General features: G+C 68.5%; 19 protein-coding genes. 7 read left to right on the top strand and 12 right to left on the bottom strand.

The window, feature by feature from the left end; genetic code table 11:
• The first annotated feature begins 6 nt into the window (after window positions 1-6).
• From HV742_RS21315 to rsmA, 3 genes are read left to right on the top strand one after another with little or no spacing between them, the layout of a single operon-like run.
• Window positions 7-2,400, top strand: coding sequence for an LPS-assembly protein LptD (locus HV742_RS21315; RefSeq protein WP_100509436.1), 2,394 nt, complete (start codon window positions 7-9; stop codon window positions 2,398-2,400).
• The gene (locus HV742_RS21310) at window positions 2,397-3,971 is read left to right on the top strand and encodes a peptidylprolyl isomerase (RefSeq protein ID WP_175146301.1); all 1,575 of its coding nucleotides are present in this window, start codon (window positions 2,397-2,399) and stop codon (window positions 3,969-3,971) included. Before HV742_RS21315 ends, HV742_RS21310 begins: the two co-directional genes overlap by 4 nt.
• 18 nt (window positions 3,972-3,989) lie before the next feature.
• Complete coding sequence (gene rsmA / locus HV742_RS21305) at window positions 3,990-4,781, top strand: 16S rRNA (adenine(1518)-N(6)/adenine(1519)-N(6))-dimethyltransferase RsmA (protein ID WP_049071482.1); 792 nt, start codon at window positions 3,990-3,992, stop codon at window positions 4,779-4,781.
• Between the two features lie 109 nt (window positions 4,782-4,890).
• Here rsmA and HV742_RS21300 read toward each other — a convergent pair whose 3' ends face one another.
• Window positions 4,891-6,033, bottom strand: a complete 1,143-nt coding sequence (locus HV742_RS21300) for a glycerate kinase (protein WP_175146300.1) — start codon at window positions 6,031-6,033, stop codon at window positions 4,891-4,893.
• Window positions 6,034-6,139: 106 nt separating this feature from the next.
• On the opposite strand from HV742_RS21300, the gene pyk reads away from it, so the two are divergent.
• Window positions 6,140-7,582: a pyruvate kinase gene (gene pyk / locus HV742_RS21295; protein ID WP_049071484.1), complete on the top strand. Its 1,443-nt coding sequence runs from the start codon at window positions 6,140-6,142 to the stop codon at window positions 7,580-7,582.
• A gap of 78 nt (window positions 7,583-7,660) precedes the next feature.
• Here pyk and HV742_RS21290 read toward each other — a convergent pair whose 3' ends face one another.
• Complete coding sequence (locus HV742_RS21290) at window positions 7,661-8,890, bottom strand: nucleoside recognition domain-containing protein (RefSeq protein WP_175146299.1); 1,230 nt, start codon at window positions 8,888-8,890, stop codon at window positions 7,661-7,663.
• Window positions 8,891-9,037: 147 nt separating this feature from the next.
• Between HV742_RS21290 and HV742_RS21285 the strand changes: the two genes are divergently transcribed.
• Complete coding sequence (locus tag HV742_RS21285) at window positions 9,038-11,425, top strand: acyl-CoA dehydrogenase (RefSeq protein ID WP_254601207.1); 2,388 nt, start codon at window positions 9,038-9,040, stop codon at window positions 11,423-11,425.
• Here the strand turns inward: HV742_RS21285 and def are convergent.
• The 8 genes from def to glyQ form a co-directional block, all read right to left on the bottom strand.
• Window positions 11,413-11,946, bottom strand: a complete 534-nt coding sequence (gene def, locus HV742_RS21280; RefSeq protein WP_049071488.1) for a peptide deformylase — start codon at window positions 11,944-11,946, stop codon at window positions 11,413-11,415. The two genes, HV742_RS21285 and def, sit on opposite strands and share 13 nt — an antisense overlap.
• 17 nt (window positions 11,947-11,963) lie before the next feature.
• A complete protein-coding gene (gene gloA, locus HV742_RS21275) occupies window positions 11,964-12,359 on the bottom strand; it encodes a lactoylglutathione lyase (protein WP_049071490.1) in 396 nt (131 codons plus the stop codon).
• 11 nt (window positions 12,360-12,370) lie between these two features.
• Window positions 12,371-13,513: a 2-aminoethylphosphonate--pyruvate transaminase gene (locus HV742_RS21270; RefSeq protein WP_175146298.1), complete on the bottom strand. Its 1,143-nt coding sequence runs from the start codon at window positions 13,511-13,513 to the stop codon at window positions 12,371-12,373.
• 85 nt (window positions 13,514-13,598) lie between these two features.
• Window positions 13,599-14,585: a M48 family metallopeptidase gene (locus HV742_RS21265; protein ID WP_175146297.1), complete on the bottom strand. Its 987-nt coding sequence runs from the start codon at window positions 14,583-14,585 to the stop codon at window positions 13,599-13,601.
• A complete protein-coding gene (locus tag HV742_RS21260) occupies window positions 14,572-15,300 on the bottom strand; it encodes a lysophospholipid acyltransferase family protein (protein WP_049071494.1) in 729 nt (242 codons plus the stop codon). The genes HV742_RS21265 and HV742_RS21260 overlap by 14 nt, the downstream gene beginning before the upstream one ends.
• Window positions 15,300-15,839 (bottom strand): D-glycero-beta-D-manno-heptose 1,7-bisphosphate 7-phosphatase, encoded by a 540-nt coding sequence (gene gmhB, locus HV742_RS21255; protein ID WP_054416445.1) that lies wholly within the window; start codon window positions 15,837-15,839, stop codon window positions 15,300-15,302. Before gmhB ends, HV742_RS21260 begins: the two co-directional genes overlap by 1 nt.
• Window positions 15,836-17,974, bottom strand: a complete 2,139-nt coding sequence (gene glyS / locus HV742_RS21250) for a glycine--tRNA ligase subunit beta (protein ID WP_175146296.1) — start codon at window positions 17,972-17,974, stop codon at window positions 15,836-15,838. The genes gmhB and glyS overlap by 4 nt, the downstream gene beginning before the upstream one ends.
• Window positions 17,975-18,886, bottom strand: a complete 912-nt coding sequence (gene glyQ, locus HV742_RS21245; RefSeq protein WP_006388861.1) for a glycine--tRNA ligase subunit alpha — start codon at window positions 18,884-18,886, stop codon at window positions 17,975-17,977.
• Between the two features lie 258 nt (window positions 18,887-19,144).
• On the opposite strand from glyQ, the gene HV742_RS21240 reads away from it, so the two are divergent.
• Window positions 19,145-19,912: a crotonase/enoyl-CoA hydratase family protein gene (locus tag HV742_RS21240; RefSeq protein ID WP_100509444.1), complete on the top strand. Its 768-nt coding sequence runs from the start codon at window positions 19,145-19,147 to the stop codon at window positions 19,910-19,912.
• 160 nt (window positions 19,913-20,072) lie between these two features.
• Window positions 20,073-21,596, top strand: a complete 1,524-nt coding sequence (locus tag HV742_RS21235) for a fumarate hydratase (protein WP_049071502.1) — start codon at window positions 20,073-20,075, stop codon at window positions 21,594-21,596.
• Window positions 21,597-21,713: 117 nt separating this feature from the next.
• On the opposite strand, the gene HV742_RS21230 is transcribed toward HV742_RS21235, so the two are convergent.
• Both HV742_RS21230 and HV742_RS21225 read right to left on the bottom strand, forming a co-directional pair.
• Window positions 21,714-23,165 (bottom strand): methyl-accepting chemotaxis protein, encoded by a 1,452-nt coding sequence (locus HV742_RS21230; protein ID WP_175146295.1) that lies wholly within the window; start codon window positions 23,163-23,165, stop codon window positions 21,714-21,716.
• Window positions 23,166-23,497: 332 nt separating this feature from the next.
• On the bottom strand, window positions 23,498-24,992 hold a 1,495-nt coding region (locus tag HV742_RS21225; RefSeq protein WP_175146294.1), incomplete at its 5' end, for an autotransporter outer membrane beta-barrel domain-containing protein.

The raw sequence follows: 24,992 nt of genomic DNA, 5'->3' as shown, positions 1-24,992 counted from the left end.
TCACTCGTGCGCAAGGTTCGGTGGTTGATCCTATCTGCTATCAGCGTCGCCGGGGCCGTTCAGGCCCAGGGCAGCCAGGGTTCGGCTCCCTCATCGACGTCGATCACCGCGGCCCCCGAGCTGCGCACGTCTCCCGGCCTGCGGATGCACCGCCTGCCGGACGGCAACATCCCCGCCTATATGGAAGCGGACACCATCGAGGGTGATCCGGATTCCGACCTGACCCTGACCGGCGCGGCCCAGGTGCGCCGCATCGACGGCGTGATCAAGGGCGACCGGATCAACTACCGCAAGGACACCGGCGAAGTCGACGTGCAGGGCAACGCCCGCATGATGCGCGACGGCACGCTGGTCACCGGTCCCAACGCCAAGTTCAACGTCGACAAGTATTCCGGCGAAGTCGAGCAGCCGAGCTTCTGGCTGGGCGCCACCGGCGGTTTTGCCGTGGCCGACAAGGCCGACATCTTCAGCAAGTCGCAGATGCGGCTGCACACGGTCACCTACAGCGGCTGCCCATGTGAGACGCCGTCCTGGTACATCAAGGCCAACACGGTCGATATCGACTTCGACGAAAACGAAGGCGTGGCCCGCAACGGCGTGCTGTATTTCAAGGACGTGCCGATCCTGGCTTCGCCCTACATGACCTTTCCGGTCAAGAAAGAGCGCAAGTCGGGTTTCCTGGTCCCGACCTACGGCACCACCAGCAAGGGCGGTTTCGATTTCTCGCTGCCGTACTACCTGAATCTGGCGCCGAACTACGACGCGACGATCCAGCCGCGCTACTTCTCGAAGCGCGGGATGCAGTTGGGCGGGGAATTCCGTTATCTGGGCAAGAGCTACGGCGGCAGCATCTATGGTGCCTATCTGCCTAACGACCACGTCAGCGGCGATGACCGTTGGATGTACTGGTGGCGCCACCAGCAGCTGTTCGGCAACGGCTTCTATGCCGACTGGGATGTGGCTAAGGTGTCAGACAACGACTACTTCCGCGATATTTCCCAGTTAGGCCTAAACCAGGCGTCGACAACCTATCTGCCCCAGCGCGCGCGCGTAGGCTGGGGGTCGACTTACTGGAGTGCCTACGCTCAAGTCTATAAGTATCAGACGCTGCAGGACCCGAATGCACTGCTGACACCTCCCTATGACAAAGAGCCGGAATTCTATCTGCGCGGCGCCCGCTACGACTGGGGTGGTTTCGACGTGGACTGGACGTCGACGGCGGTACGCTTCAAGCAGCCTTTGCTGCTGGGCAACCGCACGGGCCCTACCGGTGATCGTCTGCAGACCTATCCCACCGTGTCCTATCCGATCGTTCGCCCCGGTTGGTTCGTGGTGCCCAAGGTCGGCGTGAACTACACGCAGTACCAAACCAACTGGTACAGCCGCGACTGGCTCAACCTGAACTCGGGCACGGCTAACGCCGGCACGGATTTTGGCTACCCACGTTCGCAGTCGCGTACGGTGCCGATCATGTCGCTCGATACGGGGCTGATCTTCGAACGGGACACTACGTTGTTCGGCAAGGCGTCGACGCAGACGCTGGAGCCTCGGTTGTATTACCTGCGGGTGCCGTATCGTGACCAATCCAAGATCCCGGTCTATGACACGTCGCTGTCCGACTTCAGCTTCTCGCAGGCCTTTGAGGAGAATATCTACACCGGTGGCTGGGATCGCATTTCCAACGCCAATCAGTTGACCGCCGCGCTGACCACGCGCTGGCTCGATGCTTCCACCGGTTTCGAACGCGCGTCGCTGGCCGTGGCGCAGCGTCTGTATTTTGCCGACCAGCAAGTGACGCTGCCCGGCGAGACGCCGCGCGAGAATGTGCGCTCCGACTTCCTGGTGGGCGCCAGCGCCGCGCTGACCGACACGTTCTCGACCGACGTGGCGGCGCAATACAATCCCTATGACAACCGCTGGTCGCGCGCGCTGCTCAGCGGCCGCTGGTCGCCACAGCGCTTGACGACGGTGGCCCTGGCCTATCGCTACCAGCGTGATCCGCAGACCGGTGTGGCCTATCAGCCGCAAGGGCAGAACCAGATCAGTCTGGCCGTGCAATGGCCATTCACCAAGCGGTGGTACGGCGTGGGCCGCGTCGACTACTCGCTGCGCAATGGTCCGTCGAGCACGGTCAGCGGCACCAATGATTCGCCGCGTATCACCCAGGCCATCGCCGGCCTCGAATACAAGGGCGATTGCTGCTGGGTCGGCCGGATGGTGTTCCAGCGCTACGCCGTGTCCGCCACCGACGCCAACACGGCCTTGTTCTTCCAGCTGGAGTTGACCGGACTGGGTTCCCTGGGAACCGATCCGATGAACCTGCTGAACAGAAGTATCCCCGGTTACTCGCGCATTACTCCGCCCGCGCCCACCGGGACCACATTTGAAAGGTATGAATGATGCGTAGGTTGCACTCCTTGCGCCGCTACACCGGCAACGCGCTGTTGCTGGCGGTTTGCGCCGCGTTCTCCGCCGCGCACGCGGCGGAGCCGAATGGCAAGGGCGCCAAGAATGCGCCCGCCGCGCAGAAAAGCGCGCCGGCGCCCGCCGGAGAGCAGTTCGTCGACGGCATCGCGGCCGTGGTCGACAAAGACGTGATCACCTTGCGCGAACTGCGCGACGCCTCGCTGCGCATCGCCGGCGAACTGAAGTCGCGCGGCATCCAGGTACCCGATGACAAGACCTTGCAGCACCAGGTGCTGCAACGCCTGATCATGGAGCGCGTGCAGCGCCACGAGGCCGACCGCCTCGGCATCCGCGTCGACGACGCCCAGGTCGACCAGGCCATCACCACCATTGCCGGACGCAACAAGATCAGCGTGGCGCAGCTGCGCCAGGAGATCGAAAAGTCCGGCGTCAGCTGGGATAGCTACCGCAAGTCGCTGAAGGACGAGATCCGCTCGGACCGCCTGCGCCAGCGCGCGGTGGACTCCAACATCGTCATTTCCGATGCCGAGGTCGACGCGTTCCTCAAGGACCAGCGCCGCAACCCGGCATTCGCCGCCGCGACCCAGCCCCAGGCCCAGCCGCAGCCGCAGCCGCAGCCGGAAGCCGCGCCCGAGCAGGCCGCCGCGCCCGCCGGCCCGATGCTCTATGCCGTGGCCCAGATCCTGGTGCGCGTGCCGGAAGGTTCGTCTTCGGAGCAATTGGCCGCGCTGCGCAAGAAGGCCGAGGACCTGCTGGCGCGCGTCAAGCGTGGTGATGACTTCGCCAGCCTGGCCGCCGCCAATTCGGATGGTCCCGAAGCCCTGCAGGGCGGCGTCATGGGCGTGCGTCCGCTGGACGGCTGGCCCGACCTGTTCGCCAAGGCCATCGCCAATCTGCAGAAAGGCCAGGTCAGCGGCCTGCTGCAAAGCGGCAATGGTTTCCACATCCTCAAGGTGATGGACCGCGGCACCGCCGCGCCGCCGCCCAGCCGCACCGCGCGCGCCCCGGCGCCGACGCAGGCGCCGCAACCGCGGCCGCAACCGCAGGCGCAGGCGCCGCAGGGCCCCGTGGAAGTGATGCAGACGCATGCGCGCCACATCCTGATCAAGACCTCGACCGTCATGAGCGACGAGCAGGCCCGCCAGCGCCTGGAGCAGGTGCGCCAGCGCCTGGTGGCCGGCGATGCCAAGTTCGACGACATGGCGCGCCAGTATTCGCAGGACGCGACCGCGCCGCAAGGCGGCGACCTGGGGTGGCTCAACCCGGGCGAAACCGTGCCGCCTTTCGAGGCCGCGATGAACGCGCTCAAGCCCGGCGAGATCAGCCAGCCCATCCAGACGCCGTTCGGCTGGCACCTGATCCAGGTCGAAGAGCGCCGCCAGCATGACGCCACCGACGACCTGGCCCGCATGCGCGCCCGCCAGACGCTGTTCGAGCGCCGTGCCCAACCCGCTTTCGAAGATTGGCTGGATCAGTTGCGCGCCCAGGCGTACATCGACAACCGGCTGGAAAAGCAGGACCGTATCAACCAGAACAACCGCTGATCGCAGCCCGGGTTTTTCATGTCTCAACACCAGGCGCGCAAGCGCTTTGGCCAGAACTTCCTGACCGACGAGAGCGTGGTCGAGTCGATCGTGCGCGCGGTCAGTCCCGCTCGCACCGACACCGTGGTCGAGATCGGTCCGGGTCTGTCGGCGCTGACGCGGCCGCTGCTCGAGCGGCTCGATCACCTGACCGCGGTCGAGATCGACCGCGACCTGGCGGCGCGGCTGCGCAAGCAGTTCGACGCGGACCGCCTGACCGTGGTCGAGGCCGATGCGCTGACGGTGGATTTCTCGCAGTTCGGCGCGGGGCTGCGGGTGGTCGGCAACCTGCCGTACAACATCTCCAGCCCGCTGCTGTTCCATCTGATGACCTGGGCCGACCACGTCCGCGACCAGCATTTCATGCTGCAGCGTGAAGTGATCGACCGCATGGTCGCGCAACCTGGCAGCGGCGATTTCAGCCGCCTGTCGGTGATGCTGCAATCGCGCTATCGCATGCACAAGCTGTTCGACGTGCCGCCCGAGGCGTTCGATCCGCCGCCCAAGGTGGTGTCGGCCATCGTGCGCATGGTGCCGTTGCCGGCCGAGCGCCTGCGCCCGGTCAGCGAGCGCGCCTTCGAGACCGTGGTGGCACGCGCCTTCTCGCAGCGCCGCAAGATGCTGCGCCGGGTGCTGGCCGACTGGGCCCCGCAGGTGCCTTGGGAGGCGCTGGACATCGCGCCCACCGCGCGCGCCGAGGATATCTCGGTGGATCGCTACATCCGCCTGTCGGATGCGCTGGTCGAGGCCGGCGTGCTGCAGGGCGGTTGATTGCGCCCTTGCCATGCAAGCAAAAGCCCGCGTCGAGCGGGCTTTTTTTGTCTTGAGCCGCCTCAGGATGAAAGCGCTCCCTTGAGAAGGCAGCAAGCCGGGCGCGCGGCTACAGCATGCGCTTCTGCGCCGCCATCCACAATTGCATGACGTCCCGGGCGCGGTCATGCAGCAGGCGTTCGGCGTCGGCCAGCGCCTGCTGCAGCGTGATGGGGCCGGGCGCCAGGCTGAAGGCGGCGCTGATGCCGCCGGCGTGCAGCGCTTCGTAGCCTTCACCAAGCGAGCCGGCCAGCGCCACCACCGGCACGCCAGCCTGGTGTGCAATGCGGGCCACGCCCGCCGGCGTCTTGCCGCGCAGGGTCTGCGCGTCCATGCGGCCTTCGCCGGTGAAGGCGAGCGTGGCGCCTTCCATGGCCTGCGCCAGGCCGCCGAGTTCGGCAACGATCTCGACGCCGGGACGGAAGTCGGCGTTCAGGAACGTCTTGGCGGCGAAGCCAAGGCCGCCCGCGGCGCCCGCGCCGGCATCGTGGCGGCGGTCGCTGCCCAACTGGCGCGCGCAGATGTCGGCGAAGTGGCCGAGCATGGCGTCCAGCGTCTGCACCTGTTCGGGCGTGGCGCCTTTCTGCGGACCGAAGACGTGCGAGGCGCCCTGTGGGCCGCACAAGGGATTGTCGACGTCGGAGGCGATGACGATGCTTGTCTTCGCCAGCCGCGGATCGAGGCCGCGCATGTCGATGCTGGCCAGTTGGCCCAATGCGCCGCCGCCCGGCGGCAGGCTGCGGCCGTCCCGGTCGAGCAGGCGCAGGCCCAGCGCGGTCAGCATGCCGGCGCCGCCGTCGTTGGTGGCGGAGCCGCCCAGGCCCAGGATGATGCGTTCGGCGCCGGCATCCAGCGCTGCCAGGATCAATTCGCCCACGCCGTGGCTGCTGGCGCGCATCGGATCGCGCTTGGACGGCGCGATCAGTTCGAGGCCGGCGGCCGCGGCCATCTCGATGATGGCGGTGCCTTCGTCGAGCAGGCCCCATACGGCGTCGACCTTGTGACCCAGCGCATCGTTGACCGTGCGCTCGCGCGCCTGGCCGCCGGCCGCCGCCAGCACCGCCTCGACCGTGCCCTCGCCGCCGTCTGCCATCGGAATGCAGACCGTCTGCGCGCCGGGACAGGCGGCCTTGACGCCGCGCGCGATGGCCGCGGCCGCGTCGGGGGCGGAGACGCTTTCCTTGAAGGAGTCGGGTGCGATGACGATTTTCACGAGGTCGGCCACGGTGCGTTGAGGGTCGGGATGTCGATCATGATACCCGCGTGTCCGCCGCCGTCGTACCATAGCGCTTTCGTTGTTCATGTGAGAGTGGATCGCCATGCCTGTATTGCGCCGCACCAAAATTGTCGCCACCCTGGGCCCCTCGACGTCGACGCCGGAACGCATCGATGCCATGATCAAGGCCGGCCTGGATGTGGCGCGGCTGAACTTCTCGCACGGCAGCGCCGACGACCACCGCGAGCGCGCCCGCCTGGTGCGCGAGAGCGCCGCGCGGCAGGGCCGCTTCGTCGCCATCATGGGCGACCTGCAGGGCCCCAAGATCCGCATCGCGCGCTTCACCGACAAGCTGGTGCAGCTGCAGGTGGGCCAGCCGTTCACGCTGTCGCGGGTGCATCCGAAGGACGCCGGCACGGCCAGCATCGTCGGCATCGACTATCCCGAGCTGGTGACGGACTGCCGCGTCGGCGACGAGCTGCTGCTCGATGACGGCCGCGTGGTGCTGGTGGTCGACCGCGTCGAGGGCGACGAAGTCCACACCACCGTCACGGTGGGCGGCCCGCTGTCCAACAACAAGGGCATCAACCGGCGCGGCGGCGGCCTGTCGGCGCCGAGCCTGACCGACAAGGACCGTGTCGATATCAAGCTGGCGGCCGAAATGCAGCTGGACTACGTGGCGGTGTCGTTCCCGCGCTATGGCAGCGACATCGACGAGGCGCGCGAACTGCTGCGCGCCGCCGGCAGCGAAGCCTGGATCATCGCGAAGATCGAGCGCGCCGAAGCGGTGGCCGACGACGAGGCGCTGGACGCGCTGATCCGCGCCAGCGACGGCGTGATGGTGGCGCGCGGCGACCTGGGCGTGGAAGTGGGCGATGCCGAACTGGTCGGCATCCAGAAGCGCATCATCCAGCATGCCCGCACCCTGAACAAGGTGGTGATCACCGCGACCCAGATGATGGAGTCGATGATCTCCAGCCCGATGCCCACGCGCGCCGAAGTCTCGGACGTGGCCAACGCGGTGCTGGACTACACCGATGCGGTGATGCTGTCGGCCGAAAGCGCCTCGGGTTCGTATCCGGTCGAGACGGTGCAGGCCATGGCGCGCGTCTGCCTGGGCGCGGAAAAGCATCCCACCAGCACGCAGTCGCACCATCGCCTGGGCGAGACCTTCACGCGCTGCGACGAAACCATCGCGCTGGCGGCCATGTACGCGGCCAACCATTTCCCGGGCGTCAAGGCCATCATCGCGCTGACCGAAAGCGGCCACACGCCGCTGATCATGTCGCGCATCCGCTCGGGCGTGCCGATCTACTGCTACAGCCCGCACAGCATCACGCAGAACCGCGTGACCATGTTCCGCGGCGTCTACACCATCCCGTTCGCGCCGTCGGACTACGAGCCGGCGGATCTGAGCAACGCCGCCATCGACGAGCTGAAGAAGCGCAACCTGGTGAAAGCGGGTGACTGGGTGATCCTGACCAAGGGCGACTTCTACCGCGACAGCGGCGGCACCAACGGCATGAAGATCCTGCTGGTGGATTGAGAGCGGTCTCGCGGCGCGCGGCGCCTGTAGGCAGGCCTGGCGCGCCGTCGAGGCAGCGTGGCTGGCGGCCGGCGCCGTTCAGCCGAAGAACCAGTAGCACACGCCGATGGCCGCCAGCACGCCGGCCAGGTCGGCGACCAGCGCGCAACCCACCGCATGGCGCGCGCGCAGGATGCCGACCGAGCCGAAATACACCGCCAGCACGTAGAAGGTGGTTTCGGTGCTGCCTTGCACCACCGCCGCCAGCAGCGCGGGGAAGCTGTCCACGCCGAAGTGCGTCATGGTTTCGAGCATCATGGCGCGCGCCGCGCTGCCCGAGAACGGCTTGACCAGCGCGGTCGGCAGCGCGTCGACGAAGCGCGTGTCCCAGCCGGCATTGGCGGCCAGCCAGCGGATGCCGTCGAGCAGGAAGTCGAGCGCGCCCGAGGCCCGCAACACGCCGACCGCGCACAGCATCGCCACCAGGTAGGGCAGCAGGCTCTTGGCGATGTCGAAGCCTTCCTTGGCGCCTTCGATGAAGGCCTCGTAGACCGGCACCTTCTTGCACGCGCCGACGATGAGAAAGGCCAGCAGGATGCCGAACAGTGCCAGGTTGCCCATCAGCGACGACAGCGCGGCGATGGCGCTGGCCGACATGCTGGCCAGCAGCGCCATGAAGCCGCCCAGCAGCAGCGCCGCGCCGCCCAGCCACAGCATCACGACCGGATCGAGCAGCCGCAGGCGCTGGCACGCCGCCACCGCCAGGAAGCCGGCCAGCGTCGAGGCGCTGGTGGCCAGCAGGATGGGCAGGAACACCAGGGTCGGGTCGGCCGCGCCCTGCTGCGCGCGGAACATGAACAGCGTCACCGGCAGCAGCGTCAGTGACGAGGCGTTGAGCACCAGGAACAGGATCTGGGCGTTGCTGGCAGTGTCGGGCTTGGGATTGAGCGCTTGCAGTTCGCGCATCGCGCGCAAGCCGATGGGCGTGGCGGCATTGTCCAGGCCCAAGCCGTTGGCGGCGAAGTTGAGCGTGATCAAGCCGATCGCGGGGTGGTTGCGCGGCACCTCGGGCATCAGGCGCGCGAACAGCGGCCCCAGCAGCCGCGCCAGCCGTTCCACCAGCCCGGCGCTTTCGGCGATGCGCAGAAATCCCAGCCACAGCGTCAGCGTGCCGAACAGCAACACCATCACCTCGACCGACACCCGCGCCATGTCGAACAGGCTGGCGACCATGGCGCGGAACACGTCCGGATCGCCGATGGCCAGCCAGCGGTACAGCGCGGCCGCGGTGGCAGTCAGGAAGAAGCCCAGCCAGAGTTTGTTCAGCATGCGGTGTGTGCCCGGATAGCGAAGGGAATGCGCACCAGCGCGGGGAGGCCCATTGTCGCAGAGTCAGACCCATGGGGTTTGTCCCCGATGGCCCAATTCTGGTACTTTGCCCTGATATGCCCCGTGGCATCGAACGAGAGAGAGCACATGGATTTCAACGCCTGGCGCCGGCGCCGCATCTCCGAACCCGCATACCGTTGGGCCCGCAACGCGATGCCGCCGCTCTCGGCCACCGAACGCGAGGCCATCGAGGCCGGCGACACCTGGTGGGAAGCCGATCTGTTCACCGGCAATCCCGACTGGCGCAAGCTGCTGGACGTGCCCGCCGCCGCCCTGACGCCGGATGAGCAACGCTTCATCGACGGCCCGGTGGCGCAGCTGTGCGCCATGCTGGACGAATGGGACATCACCTGGCATCGGCGCGACCTGCCGCCCGAGGTCTGGGCCTTCCTGAAGGCGCAGCGCTTCTTCGGCATGATCATCCCCAAGCGCCACGGCGGCCTGGGCTTCTCGCCCTACGCCCACTCCGAGGTGGTGCGGCGCATTTCCGCCTATTCCATCACCGCCGGCGTCACGGTCATGGTGCCCAATTCGCTGGGGCCGGGCGAGCTGCTGATGCAGTTCGGCACCCAGGCCCAGCGCGATTACTGGCTGCCGCGCCTGGCCGACGGCCGCGAGGTGCCGTGCTTCGGCCTCACCAGCCCCGAGGCCGGCTCGGATGCCGCGTCCATGGTGGATACCGGCGTGGTCTGTCGCCAGGTGGTGGACGGTCGCGAGCTGATCGGCGTGCGCCTGAACTGGCACAAGCGCTACATCACGCTGGGGCCGGTGGCCACGGTGCTGGGGCTGGCGTTCAAGATGTCGGACCCCGACGGCATCCTGGGCGGCGCGCGCGACATCGGCATTTCGGTGGCGCTGGTGCCGACCGACGCGCCCGGCGTCGAGATCGGCCGCCGCCATCTACCGGCAATGCAGGTGTTCCAGAACGGACCCAATCGCGGCCGCGACGTGTTCGTGCCGCTGGACGCGCTGATCGGCGGCGTCGAGCGCGCCGGCCACGGCTGGCAGATGCTGATGAGCGCGTTGGCGGCGGGGCGCGGCATTTCCTTGCCGTCGCTGTCGGCGGCGGCGTGCGTGATGAGCGCGCACGCCACCGGCATGTACGCCCGGGTGCGCGAGCAGTTCGGCATTCCCGTTGGCAAGTTCGAGGGCGTGCAGGAAAAGCTGGCCAGCCTGGCGGGCAATGCCTACCTGGTGGAAGCGGCCCGGCGCCTGACCTGCGCCGCGCTGAACCAGGGCGTGAAGCCGGCGGTGGTGTCGGGCATCATGAAATACCACGCCACCGAGCGCATGCGGGTGTCGGTCAACGACGCCATGGACGTGCATGCCGGCCGCGCGGTGATCGACGGGCCCAGCAACTACCTGGGCGCGCTGTACCGGGCGGTGCCCATCGCCATCACGGTCGAGGGCGCCAACATCCTGACGCGCAACCTGATCATCTTCGGCCAGGGCGCGATCCGCGCCCACCCCTACCTGATGCCGGAGATCCTGGCGCTGGGCAATCCCGACGAAGAACGCGGCATGGAAGTGTTCCACGACGTGTTCTGGCGCCACCTGCGCCATACCGGCATGAACACGCTGCGCGCCATCGGCCGCGCCTGGACCGGCGGCCTGCTGGCGCCGTCGCCGGTATCCGGCCCCACCGCCGGCCACTACCGTCGGCTGGGCCGCTATGCGGCCGGCTTCGCGCTGCTGGCCGACGCCGCGCTGGCGCGCCTGGGCGGCGGCCTCAAGCGCCGCGAGATGATCTCGGCGCGGCTGGGCGACATCCTGGCCGAACTCTATCTGTTGTCGGCGGTGCTCAAGCGCTGGGAAGACGAGGGGCGCAAGCACGACGACCTGCCGCTGGTGCGCTGGTGCATGGCGCAGGGCTATGCCGAGATCGAAAAACGCATGGACCAGGTGCTGTCGAACCTGCCTGGCCGGCCGTTGGCCTGGGCATTGCGCGCCGCCATCCTGCCGTTGCGGCTGGCCAAGGGGCCGGACGACGCGCTCAGCCGCGAATGCGCGGAGCTGCTGCTCAAGCCGTCGCCGACCCATGCGCGGCTGGCGGCCGACCTGCAACGTTCAGCGGGCGGCGCCCAGGGCGATGAGGATCCGCTGGCGCTGCTGACCCGCGCCTTCGCCCTGGTCGACGCGGTGCAACCGATCCGTGACCGGCTGCGCCAGTCTGGCGTGCGCGATTGGCGCGAGGCGCACCGGCACGGCGCCATCACGGCGACGCAGGCGGCGCAGCTGGAAGCGGCCGAGGCGATCGTCTCGCGGGTGCTGCAGGTGGATGATTTCGCGCCAGAAGAATTGTCGCCGGGTGAGGCGGGCGCGGCTGAGGCCGCTGGGCATGGTACGCGGATGGCATCCGCGTCAGCCGTGGCGCCGCGTCCAGCGGCGGTGTCCGAGGCGCGCGGCGAGACCGATCCGAAGCCGGACGCGGGCGCGGATCCGCGCACCGCGCCGCGGGACGATCAGTCGTCCTGATTCGGGTCCATGCCCGGGAACAGGATTTCGGTGAAGCCGAACTTCGAGAAATCCTGGATCCGGGAAGGATAGAGCCGGCCGATCAGGTGGTCGCACTCGTGCTGCACCACGCGGGCATGGAAGCCCTCGGCCTCACGGTCGATGTCGCGGCCGTAGGGATCCTTGCCCTGGTAGCGGATGTGGCGGTAGCGCGGCACCAGGCCGCGCAGCCCCGGCACCGACAGGCAGCCCTCCCAGCCGTCTTCCATGTCGTCGGACAGCGGCGTGATGACCGGATTGCACAGGATCGTCTGCGGCACCGCCGGCGCGTCGGGATAGCGCTCGTTGCGGTCGAAGCCGAAGATGACCAGTTGCAGGTCGACGCCGATCTGCGGCGCGGCCAGGCCCACCCCTTGCGCCGCCGCCATGGTCTCGAACATGTCTTCGATCAGGGCGTGCAGCTCGGGGGTATCGAAGCGCTCGACCGGCGGCGCGACGCGCAGCAGCCGGGGATCGCCCATTTTGAGGATGGTGTGGATCATGGCGATGGCGGGTGGGTTCAATCCACTCGTCCCTTCTTCTGGATGAACTCGATCTTGTAGCCGTCCGGGTCCTCGACGAAGGCGATCACGGTGGTGCCGTGCTTCATCGGGCCGGCCTCGCGGGTGACCTTGCCGCCGCGTTCCTTGACCTTGTCACAGGCTTCGTAGGCGTTGTCGACTTCCAGGGCGATGTGGCCGTAGCCGTTGCCCAGGTCGTACTTGTCGGTGTCCCAATTGTGGGTCAGTTCGATCACCGCGCCTTCCGATTCATCCTGGTAGCCGACGAAGGCCAGCGTGAACTTGCCGTCCGGGTAGTCGTTGCGGCGCAGGACGCGCATGCCGAGCACGTTGGTGTAGAAGTCGATGGACTTGTCGAGGTTGCCGACTCGCAGCATGGTGTGGAGCATACGCATGGTGGAATTCCTTAAGCGATGAGGGGTGGCGGGAAGCCGTGGACGTGTCCGGCGGACTCCCGGGTTATGCCGAGGTCTTGCAGCGCGCCGCCCATGGCGTCGACCGCGAGCCGCATCTGGTCGGGCCCGAAGGCGCCGATGCAACCTACCCGGAAAGTGGGCAGTTCGGTGTTGGTGAAATTGCTGAGCACGAAGCCACGCTGCTTGAGCGCGTCCACGAACAGCTGCAGGTTCCAGGTCGGCGCGTCGGGCGCGTGCACGTTGACGACGATCGGGCCCTGCAGCGCGGGCGGCAAGTAGGGGCTGAGCCCCAGGCCGGCCACGCCGTCGTAGAGGGTGCGCATGTTGGCGGTGTAGCGCGCCAGCCGGGCTTCGCGGCCTTCCTGATGATACAGCTCCAGCGCCACGGCCAGCGCCGCCAGCGTCGGCGCCGGCGGGGTGAAGCGCGGGCCGGCGTTGGGCGCCAGGGTGTGCTGGTAGATGTCGGCCAGGTCCAGAGACCAACTGCCGGCGTTGCCGCGCGCGGCCTCCAGGCTGTCGCGGCGGCCCACCACGAAGGCGGCGCCGGGCAGGCCTTCCAGGCATTTGTTGGCCGTCAGCACCACGGCGTCCACGGCGGGCAGAGCGCGCATCTCGAGCGGCAATGCGCCGAACGCCGAGACCGCGTCAACGATGACGCGGCGTCCCAGCGCGTGGGCGATGCGGGCCAGTTCCGGCACGTCGTGGCAGATGCCGCTGCCGGTTTCGCTGTAGACCAGCGCGACGTGCGTCAGGCTCGGGTCCTGCTCCAGCGCCTGTGCCACGGCCTGCGGGTCGACGCGGTCGCGCGCGCCCACGTACAGCGGCACGGCGACGCGGCCGGCCTCGGCGGCCAGCTTCTGCAGGCGGCCGGCGTAGGCGCCGGTGGACGGCACCAGCAGGCGGCCGCCGGGCGGCACCAGGGTGCGGATGGCGGCTTCCACCGCGAAGTGGCCGCAGCCCGGCAGCGCCAGCGCCACGTGCGTGTCCGCGTCGGCCTCGGCCACGCGCAGCACGTCGGCGCAGACCTGGCGGTACAGCGCGCGGAATTCGTTGTCCCAGGGCGCATAGTCCTGCGCCATGGCGGCCTTCACCCGCGCATCGGTCGTGACCGGGCCGGGAATCAGCAGAAGCATGGTGTGTCTCCGTGGGTGCTCATGCGAGGCTTCTTTTAGTGGGAACTGGCCCCTGGGCCGGTTGCGCGGGCGTCTCGCGCCGACCCTAGAATTGCGGCAGCGAGGCGGGGTCGTGGCGCCGCAGCACGTTCTTGGCTTCCTCGAAGTCGGGCAGGATCTGACCGACTTCGCGCCAGAAGTCCTGGCTGTGGTTCATTTCGCGCAGGTGCGCCAGTTCGTGCGCGATGACGTAGTCGATGATGGCGGGCGCGAAATGGATCAGGCGCCAGTTCAGCATGATGTTGCCGTCGCTGGTGCACGAGCCCCAGCGCGTGGCCGCCGACGACAGGCGCCAGCGGCGGATCTTCAGGCCGCTGATCTGCAGGAAGTGCGCCAGCCGGGCGCCGAACCAGGCGCCGGCGCGCTGCTGCAGCCAGGCCTGGGCGGCGTCGCGGATGCGGCCCTGGTCGGCGTCGGCCGGCAGCGCCAGCCACAGCGTGTCGCCGTCGGCCGGGGCCTCGGCATCGCCGGACAGGCGGGTCTGGCGGCTGTCGCCGCCCACGCCCAGCACGATGCGCTTGCCCAGGTAGGGCAGTTCGCCGCCCGCCTGCCAGCGCGTGTGCGCCATGGCCAGCTGCTGCTTGCGGGTGTGCCATTCGCGCAGCTTTGCGACGATCCAGCGGGATTTCTCGCGCACCGCGTCGTCGATCTGCGCCAGCGTGACCCAATTGGGCGCGGTGACGCGCAGGCCGTCGTCGGTGATGACGAAGCCGATGCTGCGGCGGCGCGAGCGCAGCAGCACGAAGCCGATGGGTTGCGGATCGGTGTCCACCTCGCGCCAGCGCGCGCCGGGCGGCAGCGGATCGGGGCAGGGGGTGGGCACGCGTGCGGCGGCGTTGGGCGAGAGCGTCAGCAGCGGTTCGCCGGTCGGCTTGGGCGCGGAGGAGGCAGGAGGGGGAGGGAACAGCGGCGCGGGCGGCGTGGCCACCGGCGCCTTGCGCGGCGCGGGAGACGCGCTCAAGGGCGACGCGTCGGCAGACGCGTCGGAGTCTTGCACGTCGAACAGGAGTTCGAGCTGGTCAGTGCTGGGCATACCTTTCTGGATTGAGACGCCGCATTTCCCCTTCGATCCAGTCCTGCACTTTCTGGTTCAGTTCCTCGGGGGAGATTCCCTTCGATTCTATCGCGGGACCGATGGACAGCGTAACCATGCCCGGATATTTGACGAAGGCGTTGCGGCGCCAGCATTCGCCGGCATTGTGCGCCACCGGGATGACCACCGCGCCGGTGCGCGAGGCCAGCAGCGCGCCGCCCATCTTGAAGCGCGCGGTCTTGCCTGGCGGCACGCGCGTGCCTTCCGGGAACAGCAGCGGCCAGCGGCCTTCGTCCAGCCGGACCTGTCCCTGCTTGACCACCTGTTCGAAGGCGTCGCGGCCCTTGGAACGGTCGATGGCGATCATGCGCAGCAGCGCCAGGCCCCAGCCGAAGAACGGCACCATGTGCAGTTCCTTCTTGTAGACGAAGCACACTTCGCGCGGCATGTAGGCCGGGAAGAACAGCGTTTCCCAGGCCGACTGGTGCTTGGACAGCAGCACCGCCGGGCCGTCAGGCAGGTTTTCCCAGCCCTTGACCTGCCAGCGGATGCCGCAGAACACCTTGGCGCCCCAGATCGCCAGGCGCGGCCAGCCCACCGTGAGCTTGTAGCGCAGGTGCAGCGGCAGCGGCGCCCACAGCACGCAGGCGAAGGCATAGGGGATGACCGTGATGGCCAGGAACAGGAAATAAAGGAGCGAGCGCAGCCGGGCCATCAGTTGTCCTGGAGCAAGGCGTCGACCACGGCCGACAGGTCGTCGCAGACCCGGGTGTTGTCGGGCAGGCCGCCCTTGGCCAGCGTCTTCTTGCCGTTGCCAGTCAGCACCAGCCACGGCGCGCAGCCGGCCGCGGTGGAGGCCTGCAGGTCGCGCAGCGAGTCGCCCACGGCCGGCACGCCGGCCAGGTCGACGTCATAGCGGTGGCCGATCTGCTCGAACATGCCGGGACGCGGCTTGCGGCAGGTGCAGTCATCGTCCGGGCCGTGCGGGCACATGAAGACGGCGTCCACGCTGCCGCCGACGGCGGCCAGCTCGCGTCGCATTTTGGTGTGGATGGCGGTCAGCGTGTCCATGTCGAACAGGCCGCGCGCCAGGCCGGACTGGTTGGTGGCGACCACCACCGTCCAGTCCGCCTGCGTCAGGCGGGCGATGGCCTGCAGGCTGCCGGGCAGGGCGATCCATTCGTCGGGACTTTTGACGAAGGCGTCGCTGTCCTGGTTGATGACGCCGTCGCGGTCGAGGATGATGAGCTTCACTGTGCCAGCCTGGAAATGTCAGCGACCTGGTTCATCAGGGTGTGCAACTGGCCCAGCAGCGCCAGCCGGTTGGCGCGCACCGCGGGGTCTTCGGCCATGACCATGATGTCGGCGAAGAAAGCGTCCACCGGCTCGCGCGCCTGCGCCAGCGTGCGCAGGTTGGCGGCGAAGTCGCCGGCGGCCAGTTGCGCCTCGGCCTGCGGACGCAGCGCGGCGATGGCGGCGGCCAGCGCCTTTTCGGCGGGCTCGACCAGCGCGGCGTCATTGACCGCGCCGATCTCGCCCTCGGCCTTCTTGAGCAGGTTGCCGATGCGCTTGTTGGCGGCGGCCAGGCTGGCGGCTTCGGGCATCTGCGCGAAGGCGGCGGCGGCGCGCACGCGCTCGCCCACCTGGTGCAGCGGCGGCGTCAGGGCGATGACGGCCTCGACCGCGTTGCGGTCGTGCTCGTTGATCAACTGGTTGCGGTAGCGTTCGTAGATGAAGGCGCGCACTTCCGCCAGCGTGTCGGCGGGGATCTTGCCGGCCGGGAAGGTGGCGGCGGTGGCGGCCAGCAGGCCGTCCAGGGACAGCGGGCCGTCCTGGTTGAGCTTGAGCCAGCCGCCGGCGGCCAGTTGCTCGAAGGCGCTGATCAGGCCCAGCGCGGCGCGGCGCAGGCCGAAGGGGTCGCGTTCGCCGGTGGGCGCCAGGCCGATGGCCCAGATGCCGACCAGGGTCTCGGCGCGTTCGGCGATGAACAGCGTGGCGGCGGTCAGGTCGTCCTGCGAGACCGGCGTGTCGTAACGGTTGCGGTACTGGGTGCGCAGCGCCTGCACGACGCTGTCCGGCTCGCCGTCGCCGGCGGCATAGTAGGCGCCCATGATGCCTTGCAGCTCGGGGAACTCGCCCACCATGTTCGAGCCCAGGTCGGCCTTGGCCAGCAGCGCGGCGCGGTCGGCGGCGGCGACGTCGCCGCCCAGCTTGCCGGCCACGTCGCGGGCGATGGCGCGCACGCGCTCGACGCGTTCGAGCTGGGTGCCCAGCTTGTTGTGGTAGACGATCGAGCCCAGTTGCTCGACGCGCGCGGCCAGCGGCGTCTTGCGGTCGGTCTCGAAGAAGAACTGGGCGTCGGCCAGGCGCGGGCGCACCACGCGCTGGTTGCCTTCGACGATGTTCACCGGGTTGTCCGTGCGCATGTTGCTCACGATCAGGAAGCGGTGCGTCAGGCGGCCGCTGGCCGGGTCGAACAGCGGGAAGTACTTCTGGTTCAGGCGCATGGTCAGGATCAGGCATTCCTGCGGCACTTGCAGGAACTGTTCCTCGAACTCGCCGACGTAGACGGTGGGGTGTTCGACCAGGGCGGTGACTTCATCGAGCAGGGCGGCCACTTCGGGGTCGTCGCCCAGCGTGGCCGACAGGCGGCCGGCGTGGTCCAGCAACTGGCGCTGGATCTCGTCGCGGCGGCCTTCGAACGAGGCCACCACGCGGCCCTTTTCGGCCAGGGTGGCGGCGTAGGCGTCGGCATCGGCGATGGCGATGGCGCCGCTGCTCATGTAGCGGTGGCCCAGCGTCTCGCGGCCGGCGGTCAGGCCGAGGGCGGCCACGGGCACCACGTCGGCGCCGAACAGCGCGATCAGGCCGTGCGCCGGGCGCACGAACTTGACGGTGGTTTCGCCATCGGCCAACTGGTAGCGCATGACCTTGGGGATCGGCAGGCCGTCGATGGCCGCGTCGATGCCTTCCTGCAGGCCGGCGGCCAGCGCGGCGCCGGGGGCGGTGCCGCGGGCGACCAGGTAATCCTGCTTGCCGTCGGATTCCCGTTCCAGGGTGGCCAGGTCGATGTTTTCCAGGCCCTTGGCGGCCAGTTTCTTCTGCAGCGCCGGAGTGGCCTTGCCGTCTTCGGTCAGGCCGATCTTCACGGGCATCAGCTTTTCGGCGTAGGCCTGGTCGGGCGCCTGGGCCAGCACGGCCGACAGGCGCACCGCCAGGCGGCGCGGCGTGGCGTAGGGCTCGACGGCGCAGCCGTCGGCCAGCAGGCCGTGGCGCGCCAGCGTGGCGCGCACGCCCTCGGCGAAAGCCTGGCCCAGCTTCTGCAGGGCCTTGGGCGGGAGTTCTTCGGTCAGCAGCTCGACCAGCAGGGGGCGGATGTTCGTCGTCATTTATGCAGCCTCCCCGGCGGCCTTGTCGCGGCCCAGCATGGGAAAGCCCAGTCGTTCGCGGGAATCGTAGTAGGCCTGCGCGACGGCGCGCGACAGGTTGCGGATGCGGCCGATATAGGCGGCGCGCTCGGTCACGCTGATCGCGCCGCGCGCGTCCAGCATGTTGAAGGTGTGCGCGGCCTTGAGCGTGGCTTCATAGGCCGGCAGCGCCAGCGGCACGTCCATCAGGCGCTTGGCCTCGGCTTCGTAGTCGTTGAAGTGCGCGAACAGCATCTCGGCCGACGAATATTCGAAGTTGTAGGTGGACTGTTCCACTTCGTTCTGGTGGAACACGTCGCGGTACAGCACGCGGCGGCCGTTGGCGCCTTCGGTCCAGACCAGGTCGTACACGCTCTGCACGTCCTGCAGGTACATGGCCAGGCGTTCCAGGCCGTAGGTGATCTCGCCCGTGGTCGGGGTGCAATCCAGGCCGCCGACCTGCTGGAAGTAGGTGAACTGGGTTACTTCCATGCCGTTGAGCCACACTTCCCAGCCCAGGCCCCAGGCGCCCAGCGTCGGGTTTTCCCAGTCATCCTCGACAAAACGGATGTCGTGCTGGGTGGGGTCGATGCCCAGCGCCTTGAGCGAGCCGATGTACAGGTCCAGGATTTCCGGGGGCGCGGGTTTCAGCACCACCTGGTACTGGTAGTAGTGCTGCAGGCGGTTGGGGTTCTCGCCGTAACGGCCATCCTTGGGGCGGCGCGAGGGCTGCACGTAGGCCGCGCGCCAGGGCTCCGGGCCGATCGCCCGCAGAAAAGTGGCGGTGTGCGAGGTGCCGGCGCCGACTTCCATGTCGTAGGGCTGCAGCAGGGCGCAACCCTGCTTGTCCCAGTATTCCTGGAGCGTAAGGATGATTTGCTGAAAGGTGAGCATAGGATTCTTGGAATTCGATCGCCGGGCGACGTCTGCCGTGGGCGTGGGAAACCGGGCATTTTAACTGGCCCGGGGCGGCCCCGGGGGCGGACCCCGGGATGGCGGTTACATCCTGGCCGTTACATCTCGGACGGGGCGTGCTCCAGGCGGACACCGGCGGCGCGGCGCCCTGCGGCTGTCCGGCATTGGTCGTATCATTCCAGGTTGACCAGTCTTATATAAAACCAACATCCCCAAAACCCCGGAAGGAGCATCCGCATGTCTGACCTGATCAAGGTGGAAGTCGCCGACGGCATCCAGATCATCACCATCAATCGCCCCGAGGCCAAGAACGCCATCAACCTGGAAACCGCCCAGGCCATGGCCGCCGCGCTGGATCAGCTGGACAGCCGCGACGACGTGCGCATCGGCATCCTGACGGGCGCGGGCGGCACGTTCTCGTCGGGCATGGATCTGAAGGCCTTCGCCAAGTCGGGCCAGCGTCCGTACGTCGAAGGCCGCGGTTTCGCCGGCCTGAACGAAGCGCCGCCGAAAAAGCCGCTGATCGCCGCGGTCGAAGGCTACGCCCTGGCCGGCGGCTGCGAAATGGCGCTGGCGTCCGACCTGATCGTGGCCGCCAGCAACGCCAAGTTCGGCCTGCCCGAAGTCAAGCGTGGCCTGGTGGCCGGCGCCGGCGGCATGCTGCGCCTGCCGCGCCGCCTGCCTTACCACATCGCCATGGAAGTGATCCTGACAGGCGACATGCTGGGCGCCGAGCGCGCCTACGGCTTCGGCCTGGTCAACCGCGTGACCGAGCCGGGCGGCGCCCTGGCCGGCGCGCTGGAACTGGCCCGCGCCATCGTCGAGAACGGTCCGCTGTCGGTGCAGACCGCCAAGAGCATCGTGGCGCAGTCCGGCGACTGGACCCAGGAAGAGATGTTCAGCCGCCAGCGTCCGCTGATCGCCCACATCTTCTCGTCGGCCGACGCCAAGGAAGGCGCCACGGCTTTCGCCGAGAAGCGCAAGCCCGTCTGGCAAGGCAAATAAATGGGTGCCCCCACGCCGCGCTCGCTGCGCGAGCTAGCTGCCCCCCGCGGGGGCTCTTTTGCCTTGGGGCGGCCCGGCGGCAAAAGCAATCCTTTCACCAGCGCGGCTGGCCGGTAGGTCGGCCGCGTTTTCACGTTCCCTTCGTTAATCGCATATCGCCATGTCCGTCCTCATCAAAGAAGAAGACTTCATCCAGTCGATAGCCGATGGCATCCAGTTCATCAGCTATTACCACCCCGTCGACTACATCCGCCACCTGGCCCGCGCCTACGAGCGCGAGGAAAGCCCGGCCGCGCGCGACGCGATGGCGCAGATCCTGACCAACTCGCGCATGTGCGCCGAAGGCAAGCGCCCGCTGTGCCAGGACACCGGCATCGTCAACGTGTTCCTGAAGGTCGGCATGGGCGTGCGCTTCGACACCAAGCGCACCCTGCAGGAACTGTGCGACGAAGGCGTGCGCCGCGGCTACCTGAACCCGGACAATCCCCTGCGCGCCTCGGTGCTGGACGATCCGCTGTTCGCCCGCAAGAACACTCGCGACAACACGCCCTGTATCCTGCACGTCGAGCTGGTCCCGGGTGACAAGGTCGACGTGCAGCTGGCTTCGAAGGGCGGCGGTTCGGAAAACAAGTCCAAGTTCGCCATGCTCAACCCCAGCGACTCGCTGGTGGACTGGGTGCTCAAGACGGTCCCGACCATGGGCGCCGGCTGGTGCCCGCCGGGCATGCTGGGCATCGGCGTCGGCGGCACCGCCGAAAAGGCCATGCTGATGGCCAAGCAGTCGTTGATGGAAGACATCGACATGTACGAACTGCTGGCCCGCGGCCCGCAGAACAAGCTCGAAGAGCTGCGCATCGAGCTGTACGAAAAGGTCAACGCGCTGGGCATCGGCGCCCAGGGCCTGGGCGGCCTGACCACCGTGCTGGACGTCAAGATCAACACCTTCCCGACGCACGCGGCCTCCAAGCCGGTTGCCATGATCCCGAACTGCGCGGCCACCCGCCACGCCCACTTCGAGCTGGACGGCTCGGGCCCGGCGCGCCTGGACCCGCCGTCGCTGTCGGAATGGCCGGAAGTGCACTGGGCGCCGGACTACAACAAGTCCAAGCAGGTCGACCTGAACACGCTGACCAAGGAAGAGGTCGCCAGCTGGAAGCCGGGCCAGACCCTGCTGCTGTCGGGCAAGATGCTGACCGGCCGCGACGCCGCGCACAAGCGCATCCAGGACATGCTGGCCAAGGGCGAGCCGCTGCCGGTGGACTTCACCAACCGCGTCATCTACTACGTCGGCCCGGTTGATCCGGTGCGCGACGAAGTGGTGGGCCCGGCCGGTCCGACCACCGCCACCCGCATGGACAAGTTCACCGACATGATGCTGGAGCAGACCGGCCTGATCGCGATGATCGGCAAGTCCGAGCGCGGCCCCGTCGCGATCGAGTCGATCAAGAAGCACGGCTCGGCCTACCTGATGGCCGTGGGCGGCGCGGCCTACCTGGTGTCCAAGGCGATCCGCGGCGCCAAGGTGCTGGGTTTCGCCGACCTGGGCATGGAAGCCATCTACGAGTTCGACGTGAAGGACATGCCGGTGACCGTGGCGGTTGACGCCCAGGGCACCTCGGTCCACACCACGGGGCCGAAGGAATGGCAGGCCAGGATCGGCAAGATCCCGGTCGCCGTGGCGTAAGCCGGCAGCGGCAACACACAGCGGGCGCTGATGACGGCGCCCGTCTTTCATTGCCACCGGCAATCGCCGGCGCGTCCGGGCGGGACGCCTTTCGCGCGTCAGCCCTATCGCGCGGGGTCAATAGCGCACGTACTCCAGCGCCGGCTGGGCGGGTGCCCGCTTGCCGGATGCGGCGACCCGCGCGGTGGCTGTTTCGCGGGACGTCACGGGCCTGGCCTGCACGTCATAGGCGCTTTGCAGTTCCTGGGCCGCTTCGGCCGTCATCTGCGTGATGTCCTCGGTAACCTCGACCAGCTTGGCCGATTGCGCCAGCGAGACCTCGACTACTTCACCCATGATCTCGGTGACCCGGCGCGACGAGGTGACGATGTTCTCCATGGTGACGCCGGCGGACTGCACCTGCCCGGCGCCGCTGCTTATCTGTTCGACCGAGGTGGTGATCAGATCCTTGATCTCCTTGGCCGCGGACGCGCTGTTCTGCGCCAGGCTGCGCACTTCCGCCGCCACCACCGCGAAACCCTTGCCGTGCGGGCCGGCGCGCGCCGCCTCGACCGCGGCGTTCAGGGCCAGGATATTGGTCTGGAAGGCGATGCCATCCATGACGCCGATGATTTCCGAGATGCGCCGCGAACTGTCGGTGATGGCGCCCATGGTGGCCACCACGCCGGCCACGGTCTTGCCGCCTTCCTCGGCGACCTGGCAGGCATCGCGCGCCAGCGTGTTGGCCTGGCTGGCGCGTTCGGCGTTCTCGGTCAGGCCCTGCACCGCCACCCGCAGCGTCTGCGCGGCGGTGAAGCGCTTGGTGATGTCGGTGGCGAACTTCACCACCTTGAATGGCCGGCCCTCGGCATCGAAGATCGGGTTGTAGCTGGCTTCGATCCAGACGCGGCGGCCGTTCTTGCCGATGCGCAGGTATTGGCCGGTGTCGTACTCGCCGCCGCGCAGCTTGCGCCAGAATTCCTTGTAGGCCGGGCTGCGCACCTCCTCGGGCAACACCAGCATGCTGTGATGCCGGCCGCGCAACTCGTCTTCGCGATAGCCCATCGCGTCCAGGAACAGGTCGTTGGCGCGGATGATGGCGCCGTCCAGCTCGAACTCGATGATGCCCTGCACCTTGGAGATGGCTTCGAGCTGGCCCTCGGTGTCGGCCTGGCGCCGCTGCTGCTCGGTGACGTCGGTGGCGTACTTGACCACCTTGAAGGGCCGGCCCGACGTGTCGAGGATCGGGTTGTAGCTGGCCTGCAACCAGACATCGCTGCCGTCCTTGTGGATGCGGCGGTAGCGTCCCGCGTCGTACTCGCCGCGCTTGAGCTTGTCCCAGAAGGCTTTGTACTCCGGCGAATCGCGGCGGTCGGGCGCGACGAAGATACGGTGGTGTTGGCCGATCAGTTCGTCGAGTTCGTAGCCCATGGCGTCGAGGAAGTTCTGATTGGCCATCAGCACATGGCCATCGAGGTCGAACTCGATAACCGCCTGCGCCTTGTGGATCGCCGCGATCTGACCGTACAGGTCGGCGCTTCGCGTGTCGCGCTTGCGATGGAACAGACGCTTGAGGGAAAACCAATGCATGTTGAACTCGAACGAAAATGTTCCGCCGCGTCATTGCGGCCGAGGCTTCGGAACCCCTCGGGTCACCGGTGCTGGCGACGCTGCGGGCGAACGTCGCAGCTTCAGGCCCAAGGCAGCGGCGCAAGCGGATAGTCAGTGGATTGGCGTGTGGACAGGACGGCGTCGGCCCGCGGAATCCTTTGTCGGTGGGTGACCGGCATCATACGGTTCAGGGGGTGCAAAACCGCGGCCTTCGTCTCGTTAAACGGTCTGATAAATAGCGGGCCGGCCGCTTCGCGAGGACGCCTGGAAACGATCCGGGCGCGCGCCGCGGGAGCGCGCCCGTGACCCGGTCAGAACGCCCAGCGCCAGCTCAGCGTGGCGCTGTGGTCGCGGTTACCCGCCCCGAGTTGGCCCGCGTAGTCCAGCGCGACCGTCGCATTGCGGCCAGTCTGCGCCTGCAGCCCGGCTTCGAGCAGCGCGGCGTTGCGGGCGATGGGCGCGCCGGTGACGGTAAAGGCGGAGCCGGTATCGAACGCCAGCGTCGAGGTCGGCCGCAGATCGCCGAACGCGCGGCGCCAGCCCGCGCCCGCCGTGACGCTGCCTTGCACCGTACCCAGCTCCAGCGCCTGGCGGGCACGCAACCCCACGGTGGTGGTGGTGGTGTGAGTGGCCTGGCGCGTGCCCGAGAGCGCGGCGCTGCCGCCGCTTTCCTGGAATGCACGGCTGTGCAGGCCGGCCCAGGCCAGGCCGGCGTAGGGTTCGAGCGCCAAGCCGCCTCCGGCGGCCAGGGTGTAGCCCAGTTCGGTGAAGACCTGGGTGGCGCCGGCGCGATAACTGGCGCGCAGCGTCTGGTCCAGGCCGCCGACGGCGACGCGGCGCCGCGTGTCGATGTGGTGCCAGGTATGGGACACGCCCAGCATCAGATTGAGCTTGCCGGGACCGGCCTCGAAGGCCTTGCCGCCGTAGGCGAGCGCGCTGTAGCTGTCGATGCCGCTTCTGGCGGCCGTGCCATCGGTGCGCAACTGGCTGTCGGTGTATCCGAGCGCGCCGCCCAGGCGCCAGCCGGCCCCGACGGCATGATCCGCGCCGACGAAGAGGCCGGTGGTGCGCAGTCGGACGGCGGCCGTGTCATCGGTCGCGTCGTGGCGCTGCCAGTTGCCGATCAGTTGCGCCCAGACCGGTCGGGCGCGGGCGGCGGGCAGCGTGGACGCGGCCGGCGCGGCGTCGCTCAGGCCGGCCGCCGCGGTCGGTTCGCCGGGACGCAGGCCCGCGGACAGATTGGCGCGCAGATGCGCCAGGGGCACGCTGCGGATCGTGGCGTCCAGGCCGGGCAGCGCATGGCGGACGCTGACGTGCAGCTCCCCGGCGAGCGCCGAAAAGTACGCCTGTGGCGCGCCTTCGGGCAGGTTCAGCGCGTGTCGGTAGAGCTCATGCCCGTCGGGTAGACCGTCGATCGCATTGGCGGCGGCGATGGCATTGCGCCCGGCGAGCAGGTCGGCGAAACGAATCGATTCCGATGGGGCGCCGCCGCCCGCTCCCGGCGCGACGGGAGCGGGCACAACGGGAGGCGTCGTATCGACCACGGGCGGGACCGGGCCGGTGGGCGGTGGCGTCGGCGCGGGAGCCGGCACGGCGGGGTCAGTCACAACGGGAGGCGTCGTATCGACCACGGGCGGGACCGGCCCGGGGGACGGCGGCGTCGGCGCGGGAGCCGGCACGGCGGGATCGGTCACGACGGGAGGCGTCGTATCGACCACGGGCGGGACCGGCCCGGGGGACGGCGGCGTCGGCGCGGGAGCCGGCACGGCGGGATCGGTCACGACGGGAGGCGTCGTATCGACCACG

Origin of the sequence: Achromobacter ruhlandii, assembly GCF_902859695.1 — a bacterium.
GTDB lineage: Bacteria > Pseudomonadota > Gammaproteobacteria > Burkholderiales > Burkholderiaceae_B > Achromobacter > Achromobacter ruhlandii.
This window is presented reverse-complemented; position numbering and strand designations above follow the sequence as displayed.